The organism is Streptomyces sp. NPDC002867 (assembly GCF_053591895.1).
In genome coordinates this window covers 1-26,213 of the sequence record NZ_JBSFUR010000027.1, presented here as the reverse complement: position 1 = coordinate 26,213, position 26,213 = coordinate 1, and the positions used below count along the sequence as shown (strand labels likewise).

Below are 26,213 nucleotides of genomic sequence, written 5' to 3'. Positions count from 1 at the left end.
GCCGCCGGCTGTCGATGCAGGACCTGGGCTGGACGCCTGTGCGCCGGTGTACGTGGGTCTGGAGTTCGTGAGGTTCGGTTGTCGGTTTCCCGCATCTCCTGGTTCTGTCGATCAGCGCGGAGACAGCCGGCGCCGACAGAAGTGGCAGCTTCTTTGCCACCGGGAGGCCAGTTTCCTCGTCGGTCAGCTCCAGTCGGTCACACAGGACTTGCTCCAGGCCCGAGCTCCGCGGGGGCGGGGAGGGAAGCTGGTGGGGCTGCTGACGCCAAGGCTGCTGGCGGTGTCGCGGGCGGGAGCCGAGGGGGCCAGCGGGGTCAAGGCGTGCAATTCGCGTGATTGCATCTCAACTGCCAGCGGCTCAAGTACAGTTCTGCGTACTCACGTGGAGCCATTCTCTATTCCGTTGCGGTGGACTCCCGCTTGTGAAGGTTCTGGCCCAAGGCCCGACGTCTTCCATGCGTGGTGGTGCAGGGCAGCAGGAGGGGCGGCATGACCGCCCGAACCTGACTGCTCAGCCAGTACGGCAAAGAGCAGGGCGCAGCCGCGGGAGGCGGATACGACGGGCCATCGGCCGCCGTGCCGTCCGTCCTACCCTGAGGGAGGCCTCATGGCCGAAGAACTGCTCGATGAAGGCCATGCATACGGCGTTGACGACGCTGATCCGACGCTTGTTGCCGCGCGTGAGTGGGGTGTCGCCGACTCCCAGAAGGTAGAGCGGCGTAAGAAGAAGTTCCAGAAGCTGATTGCTGCCGGAGCGATACTCCTTCACCCCGATCACCTTGATTTCCTCCCCTACATCCAGAATTGGGACGAGGTCGACCGCTCGCTTCCGACCTTCAGCGCGAAGACCGGCCGCTACAGGGACCGGGTCCGCCCGATGCGCCTCGGTGAGTACCGTGTGTACTGCCTTGACTTGGTCATGCCCACGGTGGCCCTGGTCCAGCAGCTGATGAACTACCGCACACGGCAAGGTCGTTCGATGCGAGATGTGCCGACCAGTGCACATCCGGTGTCACGCAGCCAGGCACTCCTGGACCGCGAGGGCCTTGCCCTTGTGGGCGTCGCCCACACGTACCTGACGCCTTCTGGGCTCGTCGACGAGATGGGTAAGGCTTCGCAGCAGGTGAAGGAGTCCCGACAGCGTGAGCACGGATGGGACCCGCTGAATGACTCTGTGCTGAGCGACGGGGTGGAAGACGGTGGCCTGTGGCTGCAGACCGTCTTCGCCCCGGCCGGAGAGGACGGAGAAGAACCGGACTGGACCAGGGCGGTCGGAGCGCTCGCACCGGCGGATGCTGCAAGCCGGAAGGCGGTCTGCGATGCACGGGTAGACCCGGACGGCAAACTTGCCACACTCCCGTTGCTCAAGCCCCGTCGCTCGGACGTCTTCGACAACACAGACAAGGAACCCTCCGCAATCATCAGCGTCAGCGAGGCGGTTGCAATCCATCTGGGCAGGGTCAAGAGCACTGTCTCCGGCTTCGATTTCGTCGATGACCTGCCGGACGAGGCACGCGAACTCCTGCACACCACCGTGATGCCGGTACGGCTGGCCTACCGGGTGACCGACCGCCGCGGCCGTGACGTCCGGCTGGACGGGCCCGCCCTCTTCCGCAGCATCCAGAAGCACTTCCACGGACCCGAGCACCTGGGCCACCCCCCCACGGAAGCCGAACGCCTCGTGGCCGACGACATCTATGCGGCGCTGAGGCGCGCCGCGAAGGAAGGCCTCTTCGACACGGCCGCTGCCAGCGGAAGTCCGGCGACGACGGAGTGGACTCTGCCTCTGCTGGAAGCTGTGTGCGGCCAAGGCTCCCTCGAGCCGCTTGAGGAGATCGGGCTGCCACCGACCTGGCAGGGGATGGTGGCTGCCACGGTGATGCTCGTCTTCGGCGACGGACCCGAGCGGGCGATCATCGGCAAGGTCCTCAAGTCGCGCCCGCAGGGCGGAAAGTACAGCGACCGCTTGGACGACCGCAGGCTGGCGCTGTTGCGCGAGTGGATCTTCGGGGAACTGCCGGTCAACCGCCGGGCGTTCGAACAGGTCAACGCGAAAGCGTTCTTCGAGGACCCGCTGCGAGCCTGGGACGGCGAGACCGACGCACTGGTCGAGTGTGTGCATGCCCGGAAAACGACGGACACATTCAGCGCGCTGTTCGAGGTACTGGCCACCGTCGCCGCTGCCCACCACAACATGCAGATCGTCGACATCGGCTCAAGGCAAACCGCCCGCGGCTTCGCGAGCATCAAGGCACGCCAGGCCCTCCTCGGCCGACGGGTGCGAACCGCACCCACTGCGGACCCGCAAACTGAGTTCGTGCCGTGCGGCCCGGTATACATGCGCGCCCTTCTCGCCGATGAACTCCTTCTCGAAAACCCCGACCCCGGCACCATGGACGGCATTGCCCTGGAGGCACCCACCGACACTTCCTGGAACACTTGGGCGGCTGGCAAGACCGGGGCGCTCCGCGAGGATGGCTCTCCGACAGAGCCCCGGCTGGTCCGCGCAGCTATGACTGACGACCTCGGCAGGCTCATGAAGCACGCCGACGGAACGGTGCGCTACGACCTGGTACCGGTCCCGGAACTCGCCCCCATCGGGCTTCTCGACCAGTTCTCCAACCAGGCTCTCACCCGCCGCGCCAAGGAGCGTGGGGCTTCAAACGACCACCAGGAGCCGAACCGGCCCCTGGGCAAGGACGAACGGGCCAGCGAAGCCCTCGACGCGGCTGTGAAGTTTATCCCGGCTCTGGGCAGGGAGATCAGCAAGCTGGAAGCACTCGAGGAGGAGCATCACGTCTTTGACCTCGTTCAGCGCAGCCGGCTTTCCGAACTTGCCCTTGAGGTCAGAGGGGCCGGACAGCCCGACAAGGGGGCAATCGCTGGCCGCATCGACGCCCTGGTGCGCATGGCGAAGGATCGGGAAGCCCAGATCGGCCACGTCCAGGACGTCGTCGATGAAAGCAACCGGGCGGCGGCGACCGATCTCCACGGTGACGGAGAAGACGACGAGTTCTTGTCCGAAGAGGAGATCGCGTGAGTCGCACCGTACTCACCCCTGCTCTGTGGCAGGCAATGAGCGACCGGGCCGGAAAATGGCGGCTGAGACACGACCCGGTAGCCCATCCGATCGCCCGGCTGCGAGACGTCGATGCATTCCGCTGCGTATACGTACCCCTGATCGCCACTCAGCGACCCGCCGGGTCCTTTGTCATCGACTACATCGGCTCGGCCACACGCCACCACCGCCGCGCCGTTTGGCAGCGGGTCGTCGGCGAGCATCAAGTCACCCACCTCAGCAGACGACGGGACTGGGACCGCGTAGCCGTCATACCCCTCATCCCGGAAACTCCTCTGCGCGTCGTCCGCATCATCGAAGCGGCCGTTGTCGACCTGTGTGGCCGGCCTCCACGGTGCTTCCGTGTGCCGCACTTGCCTACGAACTGGCGTTCTTTGGTTGCCGCCGCCTGAACCGGTCGTCGCCTGGCGAGGATTCACGTAGGGACCCGATGAGCCGCAACCCCCGCTTGCAGGGGGTTGCGGCTGGCAGGTGTGGGTCTGTTGTGACCTGCACAGGCTCTCGCGCGATGGTGAGTCTGCGAACGCCCGAGCATGGGAGTGCGCTGCCAGGGGCATCGACCCAACCAATAGGTCGCGCGGGCCTTCCCAGCGGCTCATGGAGGTGTCTTCAAGGACTCGCCGCAGCGGCTTGTCATCCCGTGCCGGGTGCGTGTCGGGAAGTTGTCTGGTTCTCACACCTGTCCGCCCTCGGCCGGGTGCGCGTCGTGCCGCCGGTCGGCGTACTCGTGGCCTTCGGATCCAGTGGACCGAAAGTTCGCGCGGACTGGCTGATTCCGGGGCTCTGGGGGCGTGTGTGAGGCGGTCTGGGGCCTTGTTTGATTGCGAACGTGGTTGCGCTGTCCGTATTCTTCCGGCAACGCGTTGACGGAGACGAGTAGCCAGGGATCACGCGAGTAGAGAGAGCCGCCGGTAGCTGGGAAGGCGGTCTCGCGCCCCGTGGTGAAGACCCTCCTGAGCGCGGGGAGGAACGACCCTCTGGTGGTCCTATGCCCCGCCGGCCGGCCCCCGTCACCGGGCCTGAATGAGGCCGTCACCTGGTGGCGGTGAAAGTGCGGTGGTACCGCGAGTTGCCCTTCTCGCCCGCACTCCCAAGGGATCATGACGACGTCCTTCGGAGGACCGAAATGATCCACAGCCGCGTACATGTCTCTGACCTGCGAGAACATGTTGGCCGTACCGTTTCCGTGTGCGGGTGGGTGAACACCCTCCGCCTGCAGCGCAAGATGCAGTTCGTCATCGTTCGGGACCACACCGGCATGGTGCAGGTGACCCACAAGCGCAACGACGGGCCACTGGAGGCCCAGCTCGAAGCCCTCACTCCCGAGTCCGCAATCAAGATCACCGGCCGTGTCGTCGACGCCGCTCAGGTCAAGCTCGGCGGCCTGGAGATCGTCCCCGAGCAGGTGGAGGTCCTGAACCTGGCCGCCACGCCGCTGCCGATCGACGAGCACACTGGCCTGGAGCAGCGGCTGGACTGGCGTTTCCTGGACGTGCGCCGCCGTCCCGCCACCCAGCTGATGTTCGCCGTGCAGACCACCCTGGAGCAGGGGATGCGCGAGTACGCCTACAAGCTGGGCGCCACGGAGATGCACACCCCCAAGCTCATGGGCACCGCCTCGGAATCCGGCGCGGAGGTCTTCGAGCTCGGCTACTTCGACCGCAGCGCCTATCTGGCGCAGTCGCCGCAGTTCTACAAGCAGATGGCGATCTCGGCGGGGATCGACAAGGTCTTCGAGATCGGACCGGTCTTCCGCGCAGAGCCGTCGTTCACCTCCCGGCACGCCACCGAGTTCACCGGCGTCGACGTGGAGCTGGCCTGGATCGACGGCGTCGACGACGTGATGGCGTTCGAGGAGCAGATGCTCGCCCATGCGATCGCCAAGGTCGCCGACGCGCACGGTGAGGCGATCGCCGAGCACTTCGACGTCGAGGTCACCGTCCCCACGACGCCGTTCCCTCGCGTCACGATGGCTGAGGCGCACGAGATCCTGCGCAAGGGTGGCTGGGACCCAGCGGGGGTCAAGGAGGACCTGGACCCGGAGGGCGAGCGGAGCATCTCGGCTCACATCAAGGAGGCCACCGGGCACGAGTTCGCGTTCATCACGCACTACCCGGTCGGCATCCGGCCCTTCTATCACATGCGGCCGGCCGACGACCCGAGCGTGACCTTGAGCTTCGACCTGCTGTGGAAGGGGCTGGAGATCACCACCGGCGCCCAGCGCGAGCACCGTTACGACGTGCTGCTGAAGCAGGCCGCAGAGAAGGGCATGAGTCCCGAGCCGTTGCAGGACTACTTGAACGCGTTCCGGTACGGGTGCCCGCCACATGGCGGCCTGGGCATGGGGTTGGGGCGGGTGCTGATGGTGATGCTCGGTCTGGACTCCATCCGCGAGGCCACGTTCCTCTTCCGCGGGCCGAACCGGCTCACCCCGTAACCGGCGGCGGGCTGCGTCCCACGACACGGGCGCAGTGCCTCGTGTCGTGGGACGCGGTCTCAGTAGCGGACATTGCGCAGGTCATGCGTCCACGCTTCGCCCGGATTCTTGTCCCAGTAGGCCCGCAGGGCCAGCTCCCGCTCACAGAAGCGGCCTTGATGACACAGGCCGCCGTGGGAGAGGGTCACGCTCATGGCAAGCGCCGACTCGGTGGTGACCCAGTGGGGTGTCAGTGCGTGACTCCACAGCTGGTCACCGGGGCGCATGGTGACGGACTGGCGATCGGCCGCATCGTGCTCGGGCGGCTCCTCGCCGGTGGTCTCACCGAGGACCGCCGCTTCGGCCGGCAGGTGCTTGTCGGGTTCGAGGTAGCTGTGGAAGGTCTTGGTGCCGTGGACCTGCCAGACCAAGCCGTGCGAGTTGTCGTTGTGGTAGGTCGATGAGGCGCCCTCGGTGGACAGGAACAAGATGGGCGCCAAGCGCTGCCAGGTAAAGCCGTGGGCGGACAGATGCGTGCGCCAGGGGGTCATGACTTCCTCCTGGAAGCCGTCCAGGAGGTCGTCGTATATGCGGGTGAGGTTGAAGTGCACCAGCCGGAACGGCCAGGTGAGGATCTCTTCGAGCGGCGCGGTGCGGAACGCGGCGGTGCGGTCCATGCGCACGTGCCAGTCGTCGTCGCCGAGGATCGTGAACCGGACCTCCTCATCCTTGCGGAGGTGGTCGAGGACGTCGACGGCGGGCAGGAACGTGTAGTCGAAGGGGACCTCCATCGGGAAGTTCGGCGGCTGCCGCCACCGGCGGGTGAAGTCCTCGGGTGTCGTGATCGTCATAGAGCGGTCCATGGAGTCGTATGCGTCGGGCCGCCCTCACGCTGGCGCGGTGCACGACGCGCGGCGGTCGTCGGGCGTGGCGGAGGGGCGGCAGATGGCGGCGCAGTCCGGGGTCACCTGGTCCTGCGCCGGAGCGGTCAGGAAATGTCTGATCGCGGCACGAGGAGCGTGGGCGCTGACCGACGCCTGGCCAAAGGGGCAGCGCCGGATGCGGCCGTCCGCGGACACGTACGCGATTGCCGAGCGGCACGACCACCGCTCGCCCCCGGCCGCAGGCAGTTGCAGGTACCAGAGCTCGTCGAGGTAGGCCCGGTACCGGTCGGCGAGGTTGAAGTAGCGGCCCAGCACGTTGGCGTCGAGCTGCTGTTGCACCAGATAGTCCTGGACCGACTTGCCATCGCGGCGCAAGGCGCATTCGTCGAGGACGACGGGGCTGAACTGGACCTCCACCCCTGCCTCGGACACGAGGTCGGCCAGGTTCTGGCACTCATCGTCGCTCAGACCCCAGCAGGTGACGTGCAGGATCTTCGTCTCGGCGCTGATGGCGCGCGGCGTGTCGATCCCGGAGGCCGCGGTGCGGGTGGTGCGTCCCAGCAGCATCGCGCCCCGTGAGTCGGCGGAGACGGTCACGTTGGCCAGCAGATGCGCCACCTGGGAGAGGGCGATGACCTCGTCCGCGGTGCGAGCCGAGGTCACCATCGATACCGCCATGCCGAACTGGTGGGCCAGCCGTACCAGCTGCCGGAGTTGCGGATGGTGGGTCGGCTCGCCTCCGGTCAGGCACACCCCCTCCACGCCTGTCTCCTTCAGCCGCGACAGGGTGCGGGTGTAGGTCGCGGTGTCGAGGAAGCCGTGGGCGCGGTCGGCCCTAAAGCAGAACCCGCAGGCCACCTTGCAGTGCCCGGCCGTGGAAATGAGCGCCGTACGGACGTGGATGCTCATTGCACCCCCGTGTTGTCCCACACGGCGATCTCCACGGTGCTCGTGTAGAAGGCGCACATCTCGGGGTCCGGGATGCTGCCGCCGATGAGCGTCTGCTCGTTGCGGGAAGGTCCGCCGCAGATGGCCAGCGCCGGGCAGTTCCCGCACTCGGGGATCGGGGCGACCTTCTTCGCCACGCCTGCCAGGAGTCCGGGGTCGGCCCGCAGCTCGTCGAGGGTGTGCAGGAACGACGGCTCGGTGAAGTTGATGTCGCACAGGCTGACCCGGTTGCCGGGCAGCAGGGCGGCGTTCAGACTGCGGTCGCCCTGCATGTGGTCGAACAGCATCGGCCGCCGGGTGTCGAGGGCCTGGAAGGCGCGGTCCAGGACGGAGAACAGCATGCCGCCCCGTCCCAGGGCGGCCAGGCGCGCCTCGTACAGCTCCCGGGCCAGGTCGGCGCCGTTGACTTGCCAGTGGCCCTTGGTCGGGATGGGCGTGTTGACATAGATGAACTTCAGGCCGAGGTCGTCGATGATCCAGCGGACGGTCTCGGCGAGGCGTCCGATGTTCGCGGCTGTCGGGGTGAGGTTGCATCCAACGTGCAGTCCTTCGGCCTCCACGAACCGGGCGACGTTGCGGCGAATCCGGTCGTCTGCCGGCTGTCCGCCGAGCAGGAGACGGTGGGCTGAGTTGATGCCCGGGGGGCCGTCGATGGAGATGCCGACCCCGTACTCGAACGCGACGAAGTGGTCGAGGGCTTCGTCGGTCAGACGGGCACCGTTGGTGACGACCGTGCGCCGCACCCTGGCCACGTCGTAGCGGGCGGCGAGGGTGTCGGCGAGCTGATCGCCGTATCGCATGAGGTCGAAGCGGATGGTCGGCTCACCGCCGAACCACTGGATGGACACCTCGTCCTGTCCGGAGTTCTGCTCGAACAGGAACTCCAGCCCCTGCGAGAGCTCTTCCTTCGTCATGTCCGGCTTGCCGGTGTTCGTATCGACGAAGCAGTAGGTGCAGGCCATGTTGCAGCGGTCGGTGAGGACCACGCGCAGGCCGTTGATGCGGCGCGGGCTGGAGTCGAGGCCGAGGAGTCGAAGTCGGTCACGGAGTGCTTCACGCCGGTCGGCCACGGGCCCATCACCGGGGGTGAAGCCGAGACCTGCGAGGGCTTCATGAGTCGCGGTCGGGGGGACCCCGGCGAGGTCGTGGACCTCGCCGGAGTCGATGAACACACTGCCCAGTGCGACCGGGTCGAGGAGAACCGCTTCCCCGTCCCGCTCGTACTGGAAGTACTTCCCCCACAGCATCCGGGGGACGGCCATGGTGGTCAGGCCGCCGTTTCCTCTTCGGCAATCCCGAGCTCGCCCATGACCGCGCGGACCTTGTCCTCCGCGGCGGCCTGGAGCTTCCGGGAGGCGGCCAGGGAGCCACCGTCGGCGAGGGCGATCACACCGGGCAGCGCCGGGTTCGGCGCGATGACCGTGATGCCGGCCGGGTCAGTGCCGATGACCATGATCGCGTCCTTCAGCTCAACCCAGTCGGTCTGCTCCTTGAGCGCCTCGATGATGCGGCCCTGCTTCTCCTGGAAGGAGGCGCGCTCTCCCATCCACACGCCCGCCTTGGACTTGGAGTCCACGACGTCCGCGTAGATGAGGTGATCCGTCTTCTCTCGCCTGGCTTGGGGCATGACTGACCCTCCTGTGTTCTGGATGTACTGGAACAACCGCATCCGCCGGAGTCCGGCGGGTACCGCCCCCACTCGGGGTGATGGGCGGGGCGGCGCTGAGCCGTCCTGTGGCAACCGGGCTCCTTGGCGCCGGCCCTCCTCGCCAACCCCGCCGCCCTGCGGTGGGCAGAGCTGCGTGGCGGGACGCGGCTTACTAGTGACGAGGTGCAATCATCCTGACCCACAAGGTCCTATTCGAGGACCCTGACAGGTCATCAAGAGGACCCAGAGAGGGCTTAATTGCTGTCTCATGGATGATTTTGCGCCCGCTGTGAGGACACCGCGTGTCACTCTCTGATGAGAGCCCGCCCCGGAGGAGATCCATGTCCCGTCCCGCAGGCAACACCAGACTCAAGGCCGCCCGTCTGGCCGCTGGATACAACTCCCAGCAAGCCCTGGCCGACGCCATCACCAAGGCGGCGCCAAAGCTGGGTATCAGAGGGCTGGCTGTCGGCGTCCGGCAGATCCGACGCTGGGAGTCCGCCACACCCCCCTGGCCGCAGCCCGATGTCCACCGAGTCCTGACCCACCTCCTGGGGCAGAGCATGGAAGACCTCGGATTCACCCCTCCCTGGGGAAGCACACGGCCCCAGCCCAGCACAGCGATCGGCAATACCCCGCGCGCCTCCCTGTCCAGAGCACGGCTGGCAGCCGTCCCCGCCCAAACAGGAGGCACAACGCAGCCAGCGAGTGTCGGCAAGCACTTCGAGGCCGTCACACGCGCGCATCGCCACTTCTACTGGTCCGTTGCTCCTGCCGTCTTGCACCCAACGGTCTTGGAGCACGCCCGCCTCGGCTGCGCCCTCCTCCCCGAGACGGCGAGCCCAGCCCGCCAGACCGTCGCGGCCGCACTGGCCGAGTCCTACCTGCTGGCCGGGCGTATCGAGTTCTTCGATCTGCGACAGCCGGAGCAGGCTTCAGAGACCCTCCTCCGGGCTCTGCAGGCGGCAGGCGAAGCGGACGATCGGCTGCTCGGAGCAGCCATCCTCGCGCACATGGCCTTCATCCCAGGCTGGGCACAAGACCGGGAGGCGGCGATCGAGCGCATGCTGGCCGCCCGGACCTACGCCCGCCGCGGACAAGCATCAGCCGAGTTCTGGGCGTGGCTGGATGCCGTCGAGGCGGAGTGCGAGACCCGCTGCGGAGACCCTGACACGGCCCTGCGGTTGATCCACCGCGCCGAGGACACCCTCTCCACGGGAGCCGAGCACACCAGTCCTGAGTGGCTGGACTGGTTCAGCCCTGTCCGCCTATCCGCGTTCAAAGGCAACACGCAATTGAAGGCGGGCCACGTGCCGCAAGCGCGCCAAACGCTCCACCAAGTGCTCGACCATCTGCCACCCGAGTCGGACAAACAGCGCACCGTCATCCTCGGCGACCTCGCTGCGGTCGAAGCCGCCGACGGAAGACCGGAGGAGGCATGCAGCTACGCCATCCAGGCCCTCGACCAGTTGGCGGTCACCTGGTACGCCACCGGCATGGACCGCATCCGCGAGGTCCGGCGCACGCTCGCCGCCTGGCAGAACGAGCAGTGCGTCCGGGACCTCGACGAGCGTCTCTACGACTGGGGCACGACGGTCAGCGCTCTTCAGCGTTGAACTTGGCGATTTTCTCCGGCAGCTCCGCCAGCGAGTCGATGCGCATCGTCGTGATCGCGTCCGCATCCGGGTCGCGCTGCTGGATCGTGCCCCAGGGCCCACGCCGGATCAGGGCCGTCAGGAGCCCTGCCTGCACGGCCGGGCGGATGTCGTTGTCGAGCCGGTCACCGACGTAAAGAATCTCGCCCGGCTCGGCAGGCGTCGCGTCGATGACATGCTCGAAGAACGTCACGTCCGGCTTCGACGCTCCCCAGTCGTCACTGGTGGCGATCATGTCGGAGGGAAGGTCCAGCCCCCGCAGCAGACCGCCGGCCCGCACGGTCTGGTTCCCGGCGATGCCAACCCACAGCCCCGCCTCACGCAGGGCAGCCAGGGTGGGCCGGACGTCCGGGTACAGGTCACCCTCGCCGAACCACTCCGGCTGTCCGGCCGCCGCGCGCTTCTCCCGCTCCTCGGTCAGGTCGAACCCGGGCCGGAACTCCTGGAACGTCTCCCGGTAGTCCCGGCCCTGCGCGATGACTGCCCCGAACATCGCCGCGAAGGTGTGCCGTGGCACGCCCAGCCAGTCAGCCCACGTCCCGTACTCCCGGGTTTCGTCAACAAGACACTCACCCACGTCAAAAACCACCGCACGAATCATGCTCCGCAGGTTAGACGGTCCAGTACGACGGCGAAGCGGCCCTTTCGGACTGCGCCCGGCCATTCCCCGCCCAGGGTCCCCTGGCCGTTCACAGAGACCAACGGGCTGTACCACCGACCGACAGGTCATGGACCGCCACATAGATGGCTCGACGGCCTCGATGACCAGGCCCAGAAGTACGTCGCCCGCGGCACCTTCGAGCGGTCCTTGTGCATGCCGACAGCGCCCGATGACTCCCTGTGCCGGGGACCAGGCCGTCAGTGTGCGGTGAAGCCCGTGCTGGCGATGAAGAGCATCGAGTCCCTGAGGGGGATCGCCGACGTGGAGAAGCACTTCGCCACGACGCGTTCGCCCCACGCGAGCTGCAGTGACTGATCACCCCGGAGCTCGGCGGCCTCCCCAAGCTCCTGACCGGCACCCGCTCGCCGGACCCGTCGCTGCAGTCAACCGTCTTGTATCGGCCACTGGCTGATCGGTGCCCTTACCGATGCCTGCGGGGCTTGCCGAGACTGCTGCTCTGAAACGGGGGAGGATCATGTCAGCGACACGGAGACGACGAGCGACAGCTGCCCGGAAGCGTCGCCGGAAACAGCTCAAGGTCGGCGCCACTGGCGGGGGAGTGACCGTCGTCCTGCTGGTGGTGTTCTGGGCGGCGATCTGGCCGTACCTCGTGGCTGCGTTTGTTCTCGGCGGGGCCGCCTCTGGCGGGTGGTGGCTGTGGCGGACAGACCGCCTCATCAAGCGGGGGGATCGGCGGTGGCGCCGTGATGAGGCGCTGAGGGCCGGGCACCGCAGCCTCTCCCTCGCAGAGGTCGACGCGATGACGGGGACGGAGTTCGAGGACTTCGTCGTGGACCTGTGCCGGCGGGACGGATGTACCGATGTACGGCGGGTCGGCGGCTCTCACGACAACGGCGCCGACGTCCGGGGACGCCTGCCCGACGGCCGGAGCATGGTGATCCAGTGCAAGCGCTACACGCCCAAGAACAAGATTCCCAGCCGTGAGGTCCGTGACCTGCTCGGGGCGACGATGCACTTCAAGGCCGATGTGGCGATCTTCGTGGCCACCACCTACTTCAGCGCGCCGGCCGAGCGGTTTGCGTCGGACAACGAGATCATCGCCGTCCATCGTGACCACCTCGGCCTGTGGAACAGCGGGGCATCTCTGCTGTCCTTGAGTACGGTGAACGGCTTGGGACAGGGCGACCGTCAGCACCGGGAGCGCTGGAAGAAGACGTACGGGTAGGCAACGGGGCGGACCAGGAACGCCGGTCTCAGAGGCGGCGTAGTGGCCCAGGGGCTGCCACCCTGATCCGGCATCCCGTCAACTTCCTGTGGACACTGCCCCGTGACGGACGGTTTTACAGGCCGACACCACCGGCCACAGCAGGCGCTTGACAACAAGATTAGTAATCGTTCAGTCCCTCCTGGTCCCCAAACCCGGGGTGCTTCTCGTCGGCGCTCTTCGCAAGATGCAAGGGCGCGGGGAGGTTGGTGCGCCCGTCCCACATGGCGGCCTGTTCAGAGACCCGCGCGGCAAGGCCAAGCAGTTGCTCTTCGCGCCAGCCGCCGCGATGAGCGACCACGTATTCGGTGCGGGTCATGGCATGGAAAGGAGAACTCATCTGCGCCAGTTGCCCGCCGGGCAAGGTGCGGCGCGTGTACTGGGTGCCAGTGCGCTGACCGCCGGCATGCTGGCGCGACTGCCCAGCAAACAGCCATGACACGACACCCTCGTGGTCGTGACGGTAGAGGATCTTCTCCGGCATGACCGGCTGCAACGGGTTGGCCGGAAGCTTCCCGCCTCCGCCGGTGCGCCGTGACGGCTGGGGAGTCCCCTGCCCGTTGCCGACCCGGACGACGGCCAGATCCCACCCCTGCGCGATCAGGCCCTGGCCGGGGACACAGACATCACCGAGCTTGTCGTTACACAACCCAGGCCAGATCCGTTCGCGCTGCTCGGTGAAGACGATGATCGGATACCGGGGCCCGAGAGAAGCCAGCGCCTGGTCCACATAGGCGCGGACGCTTGTTGGCCCCGCCTGGTCCTCGCGCAGATGATGCCCCCTCTTGCCGATGGGACCGGCATGGTGCAGGGCCCGTGCCTGGGCCAGGGGACGCCAGCCCTGGTCCGTGTACATGCGGGTGGGCCAGTACTCGTCCTCGCCGGGCGTGATCCGCATTGCGACCAGCGTGACAGCCAGCACGGCCGGCTTGCGGGGGCGGCTCGGTCGCTCCTCGAAGCGGTGGTAGCGGGTCCACAGGCTCACGGCCACGGCCTCCCGGTCAAGGGCAGTGTCCTTGGCATTGCGGTGGAAGGCCGTGGCGGCCAGGCGGTTGTCGATGATGCCGGAGTCGGACTGCAGGCTGCCGAGAGCGATCTGCACGGCATTGTCGTCCTTGTAGGCGACTGGCGGCTCAGGCAGTCCTGCCTTGCGGGCCTTCGCCCGCTCGATCTGATCGCGCATGTTCAGCCGGTAGGGGTCACCGGGATCGGAGTCCATGGTGATGAACTGCGAAGGGGTGCCGCGCTCGGCGAAGAGCACTTTGAGCGCGTGCTTGGCGTCCGTCACCCCAGTGTCCTTCTCCTGGTCGGTGAGGAAGCGGGTCTCGCACAACGCGGTGACCAGCGCCCGCCAGGCACCGGGCTTGAACCAGGGCAGAGTGTTCAGGATCAGGCTCCGGTCGTGGCTTCCGTGGCGGACGAGTTCAGGCAGCCGCACTGCCAAGAGCTCATACCCGGGCGCAAGGACAACTGGCTGCTCATCGGGCAGATCGGCCAGAGTCGGCAGAGCGTAGTCTCGGGCCAACTGCCCCATCACCCGCCTGCGCCACTCCACCGACTTGTACAGTACGACGGTGCGCAGGGTGTCCAGGTCGGCGTTCTCCATGGCGCGCGCCACCTTGCCGGCCGGCACGTCCGCCAGGACGACCAGATCACCCATCTCCGAAGGCAGCTCATCCCACTCCAAAGGCACCCATTCCCGCAGCCGCACCGGCAGGAAGTCGATCATCTCGGCAGGCGTCGCAGGACCGGCCCCGACAGGCAGATTCGCCAGGATCACCCCCATGCATACGGGACAACTCCCGCCATGCACGAGGCTCTTCAGCCCTGTTGATCCACGCCGCTCCAGCCCGAAGAGCAGCAGAGATGATCTTCCGAGCAGCAACACGTTCACTAGATGACACAGCTCAGTCCCCCCATGCCCCACCAGTGGTATTCGGGGCAGTTTCAGACGGGCCAACGTCTCGGAACCTACACGCAGTGTCTGACAGCGCCGCCCAGAACGAATGGAGTTGAGCAAGCCCCTGCCCCGCAATGAAAGTGAGATGATCCCTTTTCCGTCGTATGACAAGAAGGGGCCGAGCCTTGATGAGTGACGGACAGCATCCAGCCGAGCTGATCTGGTCCGTGGCCGACTTGCTGCGCGGCAACTACGACACTGCGGGCTACAGCAGCGTGATCCTCCCCTTCACGGTGATTCGGCGCCTTGAGTGTGTGGCCGAGGCGGCACGAAGGCATGCCGCAGATGCAGCGGACGACGGCGGGACCATTGCCGAGGTGTCGCACAATGTGCTGCAACTGCCCACCACAAGTGCCCTCACGCTCCGCCAGATCGCAGACGGCAACGTCACTTCCGCCACGTCCGCACTGCTGGCCTACGTGGGCGCCTTCCCCGATCCAGTCAGGAAAGTACTGGAGAGCTATGGGTTTGAACGGGAGGTAAGACGTCTGCACGAGGCAGACCTCCTGAACATGGTCACCCGGAGGTTCGCCGACCTCGACCTACGCCCCGTGCAGGTATCCGACCAGCAGATGGGCGCCACCTTCGACGAACTGGTCCGTCTCTTCGTTGAGCAAGCAGGCAAGACTGTAGGTGAGTTCTCCACCCCCCAAGATGTGGCTGGTCTGATGGCCCGGCTGCTGATCGCACCTGACGCGGACCGACTCAGCCAGCAGCACGACGAGGTCCGCGTCCTAGACCCGACCTGTGGCACTGGCGGCCTCCTCAGCAGAGCAGCTGAGCAGATATCCGTTCATGGCCCGAACACCAGCGTCGCGTTGTACGGGCAGGAGCTGAACAGTCACACGTGGGCGATATGCCAGTCGAGAATGATGATGCGAGGCGGGGGGACCGACACCATCACACTCGGCAACGTCCTCACGGACGATAGCCATCAGCATGCTCACTTCGACTACATCGTGGCTGCCCCGCCATTCGGCATGGAGTGGAAGCGGGTACGGCAAACCGTCCTCACCGAGCATCACGAGCTAGGCTACAACGGCCGGTTCGGCGCCGGACTGCCGCGCGTTAACGACGGTGCGCTCCTGTTTCTCCAGCACATGCTCTCGAAGATGAAGCCGGCGAACGCAGGGACCGAGGGCAGCCGACTGGCGGTCCTGTTCAGCGCCGCGCCCATGTTCGCGGGCGCAGCAGGATCAGGCGAGTCCGAAATCCGCCGCTGGATCATTGAGAACGACTGGCTTGAGGCGGTCATCGCCCTGCCCACACAGGTCTTGCCCCACACTTCCATCCCGACCTACGTCTGGATCTTGAGTAACCGCAAACCCAGGGAACTGCGCGGCACAGTCATCCTGCTCGACGCGCAAGAACGCCAGCAGCAGATGCGCAGGCCTCTCGGGACGAAACGTAGATACATCACATCCGCTCAAGCCGAAGCCATCACCGCTGCGTACACGCAAGCCATGGCCGCCGCTGTCGACGGCCGGCATCCGGAACGCGGCACGTTCAGGGTGGTACGCACTGACCAGCTCGGTTACCAGCAAATCGCCGTTGAGCAACCACTGCAGCTGCGCTTCGAAATCTCCGACGAGACACTGACCCACCTCGCCGAGTCCAAGGCCATACAGAAGTCCGGCGCTCTAGAGCACTTGCTCACCGCCCTGCGCCCAATGTCAGGTGAGGGGTGGCCGGGTAAGTCAGCTGCCGTCAAGGCCGTCAAGGCTGCGCTGGCCAGGCAGGGCCACACCTGGCCAGCCAGCGCGGTATTCCAGCGGGCCTTGAGGGATGCACTGGGCGTGCGAGACCCCCAGGGCGAAGTCCAGAAACTCAATGGCGCTCCGGAGCCGGACCCGACGCTCCGCCGGGTCCTCAAAGTTCCCTTCGGTGAGGACCCCCAGGAGTACGTGGAGCAGGCGCTGCCGGAGGATTCAGCATTCTGGATCGATCACGCTAAAACCAGCTACGGGTACGAGATCTCTTTCCAACGATTCTTCTCCACCGAACAACTGCAAGGGCCGTTCGAACCGCTGTGGAAGCTCGCCCGCCTGGAAACATCCAAGATCCCCCCAGTCGGCGATGACGCCATCGGCCAAGACCGGCCATTCCACTTGCGGGCACAAGACTTGCGGCTCGTCGATACGGCCGTTGAACTGCCCGAAGCTCCTGCTTCCGGGCCCAGCCTGACCCCATGCGCGGGCGGTGATCTCGTGGGACGCCCAGGGAACTGGCGACTGCTTCCACCGGGGTTCGGCGAAGCAGTCACCTCCCTGCACGTCCTCCACCCGCTGCACGGCAGTGGTCACACGCTGTGCGAATGGTTGAACTCACGCGAAGAGGCCGAGCCATACACCAGCGGCCCACGCCTGATGGACTGGCAGGTCCCGGCCGACTTCGTCCCGAATGAAGAAAACGACCGTCTCATCGAGGCCGTCGACTCTAGTCGCCAAGCCCTGAAGAAGGCCACCTCGAGTCTTTTGCCGAACGTCTTCGCCAGTAAGGAGACCGATCCTGGCAAACTGCGGGAAGACCTGCGTGCCGCCGCATCCAAAGCCCAACTGATCGACACACTCGTTTCCCCTCTGGAAGACCCTGTATGGCGGGCGGAGTCGAGCTACCCCTTTCACGTGGCAGCGCTAGCTCGCCGATACCGGACCAGCACCCACGCATCAGAGAAGAAGGACGGACTGCTCAAAATGGGGGAGGGAATCGCCCGGGTACTGGGTGTCCTGACCCTTGCAGAGAAGATTGCTCTAGACGGATTCACCAGGAAACTACGGCAGCAGTTCAGCCGCGGCGCGACCTTCGGCACGTGGCTGTGGCTCGTGAACAATCTGATGGCCGACCTCACCTCTCCCGGCGTGCGGGAGTTGACTGGTGTCCTCGAACAGACCTACCCCCTCCTGGAAAAGATCAAGGACCTTCGCAACGACACCCACCACGCCCACGGCATCCGTGCGAGCCATGAGATCGACGGAGAGATCACTCAACTGGAACCCCAGCTCGTGTCTGCCCTGACTTCTGTCAACTGGCTCTCCCGCATCCACTGGGACTGGGTAGAGCGCTGTGAGTACTTGGACGAATCGGAGTACAGACTGGTGGGCCTGCGCCTGACAGGCAGCCACCCTGGGTGGGAGCCCTTCGAGCGGTTCAGCCCGCTTCCAGTCAAGCCCGACCGCATCTACATCGTCCACGCCCACGGCGCAGCCCCCCTCGGGCTATGGCCACTGGCGTCGGTGAGTCTTTGCACTGTGTGCAACGCTCGGGAGCTGTTCCTGATTGATGAGATCCGTGACGACAAGCTGACCCTGCGTAGTTTGGAGGAACACTGGATGGAGATCCCGTACGCCGCCATATGAGCGGCGACAAAGGGTGGACTCCTCGATCGTGTGGGCCACTTTAGGGGAGCGGACCGGGGCCTTCGGTAGGTTCAACTGGCCAAACTGCTGCTGCGGCAGGTGGACAGGCCAGGTGTTCGTCGGATCGGTTCGAACGCCGTAGTGCGGGCGGCCGAAGCAGCCCGATGACCGCGGCGCCTTCATACCGCGGGCACCTTCCCGGCCGGCTTCGCGACGCCCAAGTGTCGGTCCGAAGAAAGAGGATCATCGCCGAGTCGGGCTTAACAGCGGGCGGGGGAGTCATGGCAGTGCGGACAGCCGAGGAGCAGGAGGCCGCCAATTGGGCGGAGCAGCTGTTCAAGAAGACGTGCGCGCCGGGGCAAATCGTGCCCGAACCGCCGACCCCGGAAGCAGCCAGTGCTGCCGTCGAACGATTTGCGGAACTGGCCGCAGACGCCGGTGTGATGCAGGACTCGGTGATCGGGGCCCGGCGCGGTGCCAAGCGGATGTCCACCGATCGTCTGCAAGGACTCTCAGAAGTCGTGCAGAACGCGGAGGACCTCGGAGCGACCGAGGTACGGATCCAGGTCTGCAAGAAGACCCTGCTGCTGGCCCACAACGGCAGACCGGTCTTCCTCACAGACGTCCTCCCCCTGTCGATGCCATGGGTGACGAGCAAAGCCGAGGACGAGGAAGCCACCGGGCGGTTCGGGATCGGCCTCATGACGCTCTTCTGCTTCTCGCCCACGATCGAGGTGTACAGCGGCCACTACCGTTTGCGGATCGGCGAGTCAGGTGTGGGTCTGGCCCCGGTGCGGGTTCTGCCCCCCGAGTTCGGCGGCGACGGCTGGACGGTCTTCCGTGTTCCGCTCACCGAGGAGCCGCTCACGGCAACTGACGTGGACGACTGGCTGGCCTCCTGGGGGCATGAGGCGCTGCTCTTCCTCCGCCATGTTGCCGCGGTGGTCCATCTCGACGGCCAAGGCCGAACCTTGCAGCGACTCTCGCTGCGGAGAACGGCCGCCGAAGGCTTTACCGCCGAAGTCGGCGGGCAGAGCGTGGCGGTGGATGTGGCGCACGTGCGTGATCCTGACGGCCGGTGCTGGCGGGTCTGCCACGCCGCCGTGACGCCTCCGCCGGGCCTCGAACCCGAGGCGAAGGCCGTCGGCGACTCCACACCCCTGGCTGTCGCCCTCTCATCGCAATCCGAGGAGGACAGGCCCGGCCACGTCCATGTCCGGCTCCCTGTGACTCCACTCTCTCTGCCCGTGCGTGTCCATGCCGCATTCGACCCCACTCCGAGCCGGCAGGGACTCAGGGAAACGGCCTGGAACAAGGCGCTCGTGCCGTGCCTGGCCGACCTGTGGGCGGCTGCGGTCACTGAGTATTTCCGGCTCGACCCGGCGGCGTCCTGGTCGATGCTGCCCCTGCCTCAACAGTCGAGTCGGCACCAACGCACCGGTGCCGCTGGCGCGCTGGAGGCGGCGCTGCTTGAGCGCTCCCGTCTGCAGATCGCTGCGCGGCTGCGGATCGACGTTCCCGGCCGGGGGCCCCAGGCGCTGGAGGACCTGGCCGTCGAGACCGCCGAACTCACCGGTCTCCTGACTGAGACGGAGATCGAGCAGCTGGCCGATTGCCCGGCCCTCCCGTACGCGGCGCGGGACTGGGCAGGCCGCTACCGGGAGGTCCTGGAGGACTGGGCGGACCACGGCGCCGCCAAGCCGCACCCGGTCGACGCGTACGACGCCCTCGAGCTCCTGGGGCACGAGAACCGCTCGCTAGAGGACGCCATCGAGCTGGCCGCTGTGGGCCTGGCATCCGGCTGGGACTTCCGCCTGTTCGGCTTCGCCTGGCTGGCGGACGAGACCGGTACCCGGCACCGGCCGCCCGGAAGCGGGGAACTGCGGATCTTCGCCGACCGTCCGGGCAGCCTGGCGGAAAGCCTCGGTTTCGCCCATGTCCTGCACCCGGCCTTCCTCGCCGACTCCCCTTCCGCCGCCCGCGTACGAGAGTGGCTGGTCGAGCACAACGCCCTGCTGACGGACGGAGACGAGCTCACCGCGCTGCGGCGTCTGGCGAACCATGGCAGAGCCCGGACCGCCGGCCCAGCACTGCAGCTCACCGACGGTCAACTGCGCGATCTCAAGGAGGCCTTCGCCCGGCTCGACGACCGCGACCGAGCCCGGCTCGGGGGCGACGTGGGCCAGGCCGTCGCGCTCCAGGTCCGCCAGTATGCGCGTGACGGAGGCCGGCGTGACGGGTGGGCGGCTGTTGCGGAGTCGTATCTGCCTCCGACCCTCGACCGTATCGACCGCGCCGAGAGCTTCGCCCACGCCGCCGGCAGCACCCCGGGCCTCACGTGGCTGCGCCCCCGCTACAACGACGTCCTGCGCGGAACCGGCTCAGGGATGAGCCCCTTGAGTTTCCTGCGGCTGCTGGGTGCAGAGTCGGCGCCCCGGATCCAGCACCACCGCCACCGTAAGGAGCGGCTCAACCGCCGGGAGGTGCCCGTCCACGCGCCGGGCTCACCGGAAAGCCGGGTGGCCCAGATGACCGCGCGCGGTGCCGAGTACACCCTGAACGACCGCGAAACGCCCGACCTCGACACCGTGGCGCGCGCGATCGCCGACGAGGCGGACGGAGCGCTGCGACGTCAACGGGCCATCGCACTCATCCATGTGCTCGGCAGGGCCTGGACCACGCGGTACGCGGACCACGCGGAGGTCACGGCCGCCATCGCCTACCGTTCCTGGAACCCGGTGGGCAAAGTCCCCGGGTTCTGGCTCTGGCGCCTGAAGGAGATCCCGTGGCTCGACAACGAGAGCGGGACCCCCAGGGCGCCCTCGGTCTTGCGTCGGAAGACCGAGGCGACCGCGGTGGTGTACGGCGCGGACGCGGACGGACTGCTGCACCCGCAGATCCAGGCCGCCGTCGGGCGCCGTGAAGACGTGCTCAAGGCCCTCGGCGTCGGCGGCGAACCCACCACCGCCGACATCGTGGACCGGCTGCGGCGGCTGCGGCAGGCTGAACAAGAAGGCGCAAACCGCGACGAGTCCGGTGCCCTGCTGCTCTACCGCGCCCTCGCCGCCAAGACGGTTCCCTCCCGTGCCCCCGCCGGCGAACTGTCCCGCGACGACCTTCTGCGTGCCTTTGCCCAAGGCGACGGCCTCGTCCTCACCGACGCGGGCTGGCGGACACCGGCCACGTGCCTGCGCGGCAAGCCGCTGTTCGGCCGGTTCCGTGCCTTCGCACCCCACGTCGCCGACGGGGATGCACTGTGGCAGATGCTGGGAGTGCCTGAGCCCGGCACGGACGATGCGATCGCCGTCATCCGGGAGCTTGCGCCGTCCACCTCGAAAGCCCGGCAGAAAGAACCGGACGCGGAGGCCCAGACGGTACTGCTCCAGAGCCTGCAGTTCCTCGAGGGCCTGGCGGCCGCCGATCCCGAGGCCCTGAAGGGAAAGAGGCTTCGGCAGCTGCCGCTGTGGACGAGCCGAGGATGGACAAGCCATCGCCCCGTCTACGCCACGGCGGACGAGGCCATCGCCACCGAGATCGCTGGCGCGCTCGCTGCGGGCGGAAGCGAAGCCGCAGTGTGGCACCCCGGGGCGGAGCTGGAGCACTTCCCCAGACTCGTCGACCGGCTCGGCATCACCGTTCTCGGCCCAGACGACACCGCCCCGTACCCGCCCGGGACCCCGAAACCCGACCGGCACGCCACGGCCCGATTCGCCGCGGCCGTAGCCCACCTTCGCGAGGACCTCCAACGCAACGATCCCAGTACCGCCCGCGAACTCTCCTGCACCTGGGACGAGCTGTCCGATCTCGTCGTCTGCGTCGAGCCCGGACTGATGTGCGCGGTCACGCCGTCCGGGTGTGCCGACCTGATGCACGTCCCCGTCGAGACCGCGATCGACCGGGCGGAGGGCATCCTGTACGTCCGGTCCACCTCGGCGCTCGCACGTTTCTCCCACGTCGGCCGGACTCTCGCAGGCCGCTTCCGCGCCCGACGACGTGAAGTGGCGCACGCATGGGTCGCAGCCTGGCAACGAGCCGAGGCCGGTCTGACCGCGATCGACATCACCCGGGCAGAGGACCGCATCAGCGCCCTCAACGAGGCCGCCGACGCGGAAGCGGAGCAACGGCTGGCCGCCTTCCGCGAGGAGACCCTCGCGCGCCACACCATGGAACGGAGCAGCGCGGCCAGTAAGAGCAGATCAGCACGCCTGGTCAAGCCCCAAGATCGCTTGCCTGCCCCGGCACCCACAGCGATCGAGAAGCGACGGCTCGTCGATCCCACTGAGCTGCGCCCGGTACTCACGGCCCCCGCAGAGACCTCACGGAAGCAACAGTCACGATCCGGAGCCGCCACCCCTGGCCCGAGCCGGCCCGTGCTGTCCCGTCCGAGCCCGAGTCCGGCAGTACCCCGACAGCGGAGCGGTGTGAAGAGCTTCACCCCGCTGGAGCAGGAGGCCGTCGCTCTCGACCTCGTACGGGCGGCCCTGGCACGGGACTCCGAGGAGTTGCGGGACCTGCGGGCCCAGCGCGGCGTCGGGGCGGACGCCGTTGACGAGTTGAGCCGCTTCTACGAGGTGAAGTCTTTCCTGGGAGCGGAGGAGGATTCCCTCTCCCTGACCCCCCACGAGTACGAGCGGGCAGCCTCCCAGCAGGACTTCTTTCTCGTCGTGGTGTCGGGCCTGCAGCGTGGGACGGACACGCCGCCGACCGTACGGATCATCCTGGACCCGCTGCGGCAGCTGACGGCCCGCCCCAGCGGAACCGTCACCCTCGCCGGCGTCCGGGAGTGCCGAAGTCTGACGATCTCCTTCGAACATGCGGACTGAGGCCTGGTCAGGGGACCACGGACAGGCTCCGTTTGAGAGCAGAAGTGTCCTGTCGGCCACCACCAGTGAAGGTGGTGAGGGTGAGCCCGAACAAGAGTCGGTTCATCTCCTCACCGGTCAGTCCCAGCTCCGCCGCGACGCCTGAAGGCCTGACGTGCTTCGTACGCAGCGCGGTGAAGACCTTCGTCAACACCTGCGACGTTTCTCGCTGCCCCATGCCCTCGGGCTCGTCGGACCGGTACCCCAGACGGCTCAGTTCCGCGCATGTCGAGCGGTACTGCCAGTCGGTGAGCAAACCCAGATCGTGCATGCGGTAGGTCAAGGCCATGGCGGAGACGTTCCAGATCCGCTTCCCGCGGATGATCTGGTCAACATGCGCCCCCGAGGGCATGTGGCCCAGGACGCTCGCCCTGGGCATCAGGAACGCGGACGCGAAGTCATTTGCCTGCCTTTCGGCCTCGGGACCTGAGCAGGCGTGCTCGCTGCCGTGCATCACGAGATGCCCGAGTTCGTGGGCCGCATCAAAGCGCCCTCGTTCGGCCGACTTGAGCGTGTTGAGGAAAACGAAGGGCACGCCGTCACGCCACACCGCGAACGCGTCGACCTCGGCGTGGTCGGGGTCCAGTGAGAACACACGCACCCCGTGGGCCTCCAGAAGGTGGACCATGTTGGGTGCCGGCGCCTCGCCCAGTCCCCAGCGGGTGCGGACCATACCGGCGGCCGTCTCAGGGTCGGGTTTGCCCAGCGAGGGGACGTCCACGGCCGGGAGACGGAACCTTTCGTCGATCCAGTCGTAGAGCATTGCGCCGAGCGTTCCCGCTGCCCGGGCGGCATCCAGTATCCGTGACGAGGTCTTGCTGCGTGCCCGCCAGGAGATCCCTTCGGGGGGGAGCTCATCCAGCGCCGGGCCCTCGAAAAAGGTGGCGGGAAAGTCCAGCGCAGAAGCGATCTTGTCCACGGTGTCGGGACGCGGAGCAGTGCGGCCTGTCTCGTAGTTGGACAGGCTCTGCAGCGATACCCCGGCCCGGTCCGACAGTTCGGAGAGGGTCAGGCCCCTGCGCTTGCGGGCCAGTGTGATACGCGACGGGGTCACCATGTGGGGCTGCCTCAGTTATTTGTGGTGCACGGTGGGGCGACGGAGTCCGCCGCCCCACCATCGGGCCTCAGCGGAAATCGACGGGGATGTCGATCTCTTCAGGCCCATCATCGTTCAGAGGTTCGATTCCGTCCATCGTGAGCGCAGGGAGCGGAATCCGCCTTCCCCATTCGACCACGAAGCCATCTTCGAACCTCTTAGGCTGAGACAGCTCGCAGTCGATCCGCACCGCGTCCCCGGTCTTCGTGCGGTAGGAGAGCAGGAACCAGGTCTTCAGCGCGAAGGTCTCTTCTTCGCTCAGCGCCACACCATTGGGCCCAGCGCCGGCCACGAACAGAGCCGTCTGAACATGCGTAGCTCCCTCGCCCGCATTAGCGCGCGTGATCTGCTCCGTGGCGCGGCCGCGGCGGCGGGCGTTCTTCGGGAACAGGCTCGCCTGTCCGGTGGCCGCGTCGCCGACCATCACGCCGATCGCGATCGACCGGTCGGCGTTGCAGACCAGCTCCAGGCGGCCGTGCACGAGCCGCGCCCATTTCTCGTGCTTGATGTGCAGCTCGCGAAGGGTCCGCACATGCGCCTCGTAGGCCCGTCGACCCGCCGTTCCCGTCGGATCGTTAGGGACGGCGATTCGTCTTGCCGCCTCACCCGCACGCAGTACGTCGTGCAGGAACTCCAACCTGGTCCCCACGCCCCCCAACTGAGCCCGCACATCATCGGGTTCGGGGGACGGCGTTACGAGGGACAGGGCCAAGGGGACCTCCGAGAGTCGGCATCAACTTATAAAGACTCTACCGCAAATGAGGTCCCGCCTTTATAAGATGCGCTGAGCTGTCCCACCGTCACCCCGGTCCGTTCTCTGAGCACTTCGCATCAACCGGAGACGAAGCGGGAGCCTCCGACAAGGCCCCGAGACCTACTTCCGGCTACGCCACGGATGGCATGCCGCTGTGGTCGGGGACGCCGAAGACGTCGTCGAAGTGCAGAGATCTGGCAGCCGGCACCAGTACGTACAGGGTTCCCGATCCGACGGCGCTCCGCGGCCCTTGGTGTCCGAGGGTGAGAGCGTCGCAGGGGGTGAGGAGGTCGAGGTTGTCGAAGACGTAGTAGATCGGGAGCTGTGTCCAGGCGACGAGCTGGAGGTGGGCCATGACGGCGGCCCGCTCGATGGCATGCCTCCGGCTGGCCCGGCTGGTCATACGGCTCTTGCAGTCGATCAGGACGATCTGCCGGCCGCATGCCGCGATGAGGTCGGGAGTCCAGCGCAGACAGCTGCCAGTGCCGTGCAGGGCGCGCCGAATAGGCTCGCCCATGACTCCCTGCCCCCAGGGACTGACATGCCACCCGCGGAGAGTGAGCTGCTGGGTGACGCGCAGTTCGTGGGCGTCACCGATTGCCTTCCTGATCTGAAAGCTCGGCATACGGGGGAGTGTGACGCACCCAGACTCTGCTGAAACGGCGACCGCTCCCAGGCCCGTTACCCTCGGCCACACCCGGCCATCGTCCGCCAGAGTCCGTGGTTGTCCGTGAGTGTTCACCAGATCCCACGGTGTCTCACTGAATCTCACTATGGCTCACCGTAACTTGACCGGATCCCGCCCCCGGCACAGCGGTGCCCCCCACCCCCAGGGAGCCAGGCAGCCCTCGATACCCCGCCAACAGCCGAGCCCCTCTCTTCCGGCGACACCAAAGCACCCAGACGGGCAGCCAGGACGCTGGCATCACCGACAGAACCCCGCTACCCACCTCGCAGCACTTGGAGCCCGGCTTGCGCGGGCGAGACACCCGGTCAGGGGCGCCAGCCCCTGCAGAAAAGCGTGCACTCGCTGTTGCAGCACGACAATGTCACCGGCCGCCTTCGGCTCAAGGAATGAGCCTGGAGATCTCGTCCCAGACTTCCACGCCCGCGGAGACATCTCCTCAGGATCCATCTCCACGAGCTCCGCACCCAGCTGTACCCGGGCAGGCTCCTTCGACGGGATCGCACCCGATCGACCGCGCAGCTACCCAACCCCGAACCCCGGGGCAGCCACACCCACTGCGCGCCAGCCCACCTAACCCTCACCGCCAGGGGAGGGGACGACACCAAATCAAATCACTGCCCAACAAACCTATATGACATCAAGGCGCCGGCAGGCGCCCACACAAACCCGGTCCCGCCAGGGACCGGAACGTAACCCCAACACCCCGTCATGCCGCCAGGCATGACACACCACCAACCTCCGGCCGCCAGGCCGGAGTCGAAGACAACCACGTTGGGCCGCCAGGCCCAACCGTTCCTACCCCTCATGGCCCCCGTCAGGGGGCCAGCCCCCACCAACACCCCGTCATGCCGCCAGGCATGACGCCGCGCCATCCTCTAACGCGTGGTGTCGATCGCCTGGGCACCCCGGGACCACGACCCGGCGCGGGACGGAAGGTTCTCGTTGGGGTTGCCGGAATCGGCCACGAAGCGCCCTTTCTGG

Annotated in this window: 15 protein-coding genes; 6 read left to right on the top strand and 9 right to left on the bottom strand. The window is 67.0% G+C overall.

Annotated features, from left to right (window positions below; all coding sequences use genetic code 11):
* Positions 1–607: 607 nt before the first annotated feature.
* Positions 608–3,040 (top strand): hypothetical protein, encoded by a 2,433-nt coding sequence (locus tag ACWD0A_RS23730; protein ID WP_451301120.1) that lies wholly within the window; start codon positions 608–610, stop codon positions 3,038–3,040.
* A 1,165-nt stretch (positions 3,041–4,205) separates the two neighbouring features.
* Complete coding sequence (gene aspS / locus ACWD0A_RS23725) at positions 4,206–5,516, top strand: aspartate--tRNA(Asn) ligase (RefSeq protein ID WP_451301118.1); 1,311 nt, start codon at positions 4,206–4,208, stop codon at positions 5,514–5,516.
* A gap of 59 nt (positions 5,517–5,575) precedes the next feature.
* Here aspS and ACWD0A_RS23720 read toward each other — a convergent pair whose 3' ends face one another.
* The 4 genes from ACWD0A_RS23720 to ACWD0A_RS23705 are packed head-to-tail and all read right to left on the bottom strand — an operon-like array spanning position 5,576 to position 8,954.
* Positions 5,576–6,346, bottom strand: coding sequence for a hypothetical protein (locus ACWD0A_RS23720; protein WP_451301116.1), 771 nt, complete (start codon positions 6,344–6,346; stop codon positions 5,576–5,578).
* 36 nt (positions 6,347–6,382) lie between these two features.
* The gene (locus tag ACWD0A_RS23715) at positions 6,383–7,288 is read right to left on the bottom strand and encodes a radical SAM protein (protein ID WP_451301114.1); all 906 of its coding nucleotides are present in this window, start codon (positions 7,286–7,288) and stop codon (positions 6,383–6,385) included.
* Positions 7,285–8,589, bottom strand: coding sequence for a radical SAM protein (locus ACWD0A_RS23710; protein WP_451301112.1), 1,305 nt, complete (start codon positions 8,587–8,589; stop codon positions 7,285–7,287). Before ACWD0A_RS23710 ends, ACWD0A_RS23715 begins: the two co-directional genes overlap by 4 nt.
* A gap of 5 nt (positions 8,590–8,594) precedes the next feature.
* The gene (locus ACWD0A_RS23705) at positions 8,595–8,954 is read right to left on the bottom strand and encodes a hypothetical protein (RefSeq protein WP_451301110.1); all 360 of its coding nucleotides are present in this window, start codon (positions 8,952–8,954) and stop codon (positions 8,595–8,597) included.
* 362 nt (positions 8,955–9,316) lie between these two features.
* On the opposite strand from ACWD0A_RS23705, the gene ACWD0A_RS23700 reads away from it, so the two are divergent.
* A complete protein-coding gene (locus ACWD0A_RS23700; RefSeq protein WP_451301108.1) occupies positions 9,317–10,591 on the top strand; it encodes a tetratricopeptide repeat protein in 1,275 nt (424 codons plus the stop codon).
* Here the strand turns inward: ACWD0A_RS23700 and ACWD0A_RS23695 are convergent.
* The gene (locus tag ACWD0A_RS23695; protein WP_451301106.1) at positions 10,572–11,231 is read right to left on the bottom strand and encodes an HAD family hydrolase; all 660 of its coding nucleotides are present in this window, start codon (positions 11,229–11,231) and stop codon (positions 10,572–10,574) included. The genes ACWD0A_RS23700 and ACWD0A_RS23695 overlap by 20 nt on opposite strands.
* Before the next feature lie 820 nt (positions 11,232–12,051).
* Between ACWD0A_RS23695 and ACWD0A_RS23690 the strand changes: the two genes are divergently transcribed.
* Positions 12,052–12,477: a restriction endonuclease gene (locus ACWD0A_RS23690; RefSeq protein ID WP_451301104.1), complete on the top strand. Its 426-nt coding sequence runs from the start codon at positions 12,052–12,054 to the stop codon at positions 12,475–12,477.
* Positions 12,478–12,637: 160 nt separating this feature from the next.
* On the opposite strand, the gene ACWD0A_RS23685 is transcribed toward ACWD0A_RS23690, so the two are convergent.
* A complete protein-coding gene (locus ACWD0A_RS23685; protein ID WP_451301102.1) occupies positions 12,638–14,302 on the bottom strand; it encodes an RNAseH domain-containing protein in 1,665 nt (554 codons plus the stop codon).
* Between the two features lie 302 nt (positions 14,303–14,604).
* On the opposite strand from ACWD0A_RS23685, the gene ACWD0A_RS23680 reads away from it, so the two are divergent.
* Both ACWD0A_RS23680 and ACWD0A_RS23675 read left to right on the top strand, forming a co-directional pair.
* The gene (locus tag ACWD0A_RS23680) at positions 14,605–17,832 is read left to right on the top strand and encodes an N-6 DNA methylase (RefSeq protein WP_451301100.1); all 3,228 of its coding nucleotides are present in this window, start codon (positions 14,605–14,607) and stop codon (positions 17,830–17,832) included.
* Between the two features lie 164 nt (positions 17,833–17,996).
* Entirely contained in the window at positions 17,997–22,655 is a 4,659-nt protein-coding gene (locus tag ACWD0A_RS23675; protein ID WP_451301098.1) for a sacsin N-terminal ATP-binding-like domain-containing protein, read from the top strand.
* 7 nt (positions 22,656–22,662) lie between these two features.
* Here ACWD0A_RS23675 and ACWD0A_RS23670 read toward each other — a convergent pair whose 3' ends face one another.
* The 3 genes from ACWD0A_RS23670 to ACWD0A_RS23660 all read right to left on the bottom strand — a co-directional run bounded on the left by ACWD0A_RS23670 (position 22,663) and on the right by ACWD0A_RS23660 (position 25,169).
* A complete protein-coding gene (locus ACWD0A_RS23670) occupies positions 22,663–23,751 on the bottom strand; it encodes a helix-turn-helix domain-containing protein (RefSeq protein WP_451301096.1) in 1,089 nt (362 codons plus the stop codon).
* Positions 23,752–23,818: 67 nt separating this feature from the next.
* Positions 23,819–24,427 carry a hypothetical protein gene (locus tag ACWD0A_RS23665; protein WP_451301094.1) on the bottom strand — a complete coding sequence of 203 codons (609 nt, stop codon included), beginning with the start codon at positions 24,425–24,427 and terminating at the stop codon, positions 23,819–23,821.
* Between the two features lie 247 nt (positions 24,428–24,674).
* Positions 24,675–25,169 carry a hypothetical protein gene (locus ACWD0A_RS23660; protein ID WP_451301092.1) on the bottom strand — a complete coding sequence of 165 codons (495 nt, stop codon included), beginning with the start codon at positions 25,167–25,169 and terminating at the stop codon, positions 24,675–24,677.
* Positions 25,170–26,213 lie beyond the last annotated feature (1,044 nt).

Bases quoted from the DNA above. Each gene is read 5' to 3' on its own strand.
- ACWD0A_RS23730 (WP_451301120.1), top strand. From the start codon at position 608: ATGGCCGAAGAACTGCTCGATGAAGGCCATGCATACGGCGTTGACGAC.
- aspS (WP_451301118.1), top strand. From the start codon at position 4,206: ATGATCCACAGCCGCGTACATGTCTCTGACCTGCGAGAACATGTTGGC.
- ACWD0A_RS23720 (WP_451301116.1), bottom strand. From the start codon at position 6,346: ATGACGATCACGACACCCGAGGACTTCACCCGCCGGTGGCGGCAGCCG.
- ACWD0A_RS23715 (WP_451301114.1), bottom strand. From the start codon at position 7,288: ATGAGCATCCACGTCCGTACGGCGCTCATTTCCACGGCCGGGCACTGC.
- ACWD0A_RS23710 (WP_451301112.1), bottom strand. From the start codon at position 8,589: ATGGCCGTCCCCCGGATGCTGTGGGGGAAGTACTTCCAGTACGAGCGG.
- ACWD0A_RS23705 (WP_451301110.1), bottom strand. From the start codon at position 8,954: ATGCCCCAAGCCAGGCGAGAGAAGACGGATCACCTCATCTACGCGGAC.
- ACWD0A_RS23700 (WP_451301108.1), top strand. From the start codon at position 9,317: ATGTCCCGTCCCGCAGGCAACACCAGACTCAAGGCCGCCCGTCTGGCC.
- ACWD0A_RS23695 (WP_451301106.1), bottom strand. From the start codon at position 11,231: ATGATTCGTGCGGTGGTTTTTGACGTGGGTGAGTGTCTTGTTGACGAA.
- ACWD0A_RS23690 (WP_451301104.1), top strand. From the start codon at position 12,052: ATGACGGGGACGGAGTTCGAGGACTTCGTCGTGGACCTGTGCCGGCGG.
- ACWD0A_RS23685 (WP_451301102.1), bottom strand. From the start codon at position 14,302: ATGGGGGTGATCCTGGCGAATCTGCCTGTCGGGGCCGGTCCTGCGACG.
- ACWD0A_RS23680 (WP_451301100.1), top strand. From the start codon at position 14,605: ATGAGTGACGGACAGCATCCAGCCGAGCTGATCTGGTCCGTGGCCGAC.
- ACWD0A_RS23675 (WP_451301098.1), top strand. From the start codon at position 17,997: ATGACCGCGGCGCCTTCATACCGCGGGCACCTTCCCGGCCGGCTTCGC.
- ACWD0A_RS23670 (WP_451301096.1), bottom strand. From the start codon at position 23,751: ATGGTGACCCCGTCGCGTATCACACTGGCCCGCAAGCGCAGGGGCCTG.
- ACWD0A_RS23660 (WP_451301092.1), bottom strand. From the start codon at position 25,169: ATGCCGAGCTTTCAGATCAGGAAGGCAATCGGTGACGCCCACGAACTG.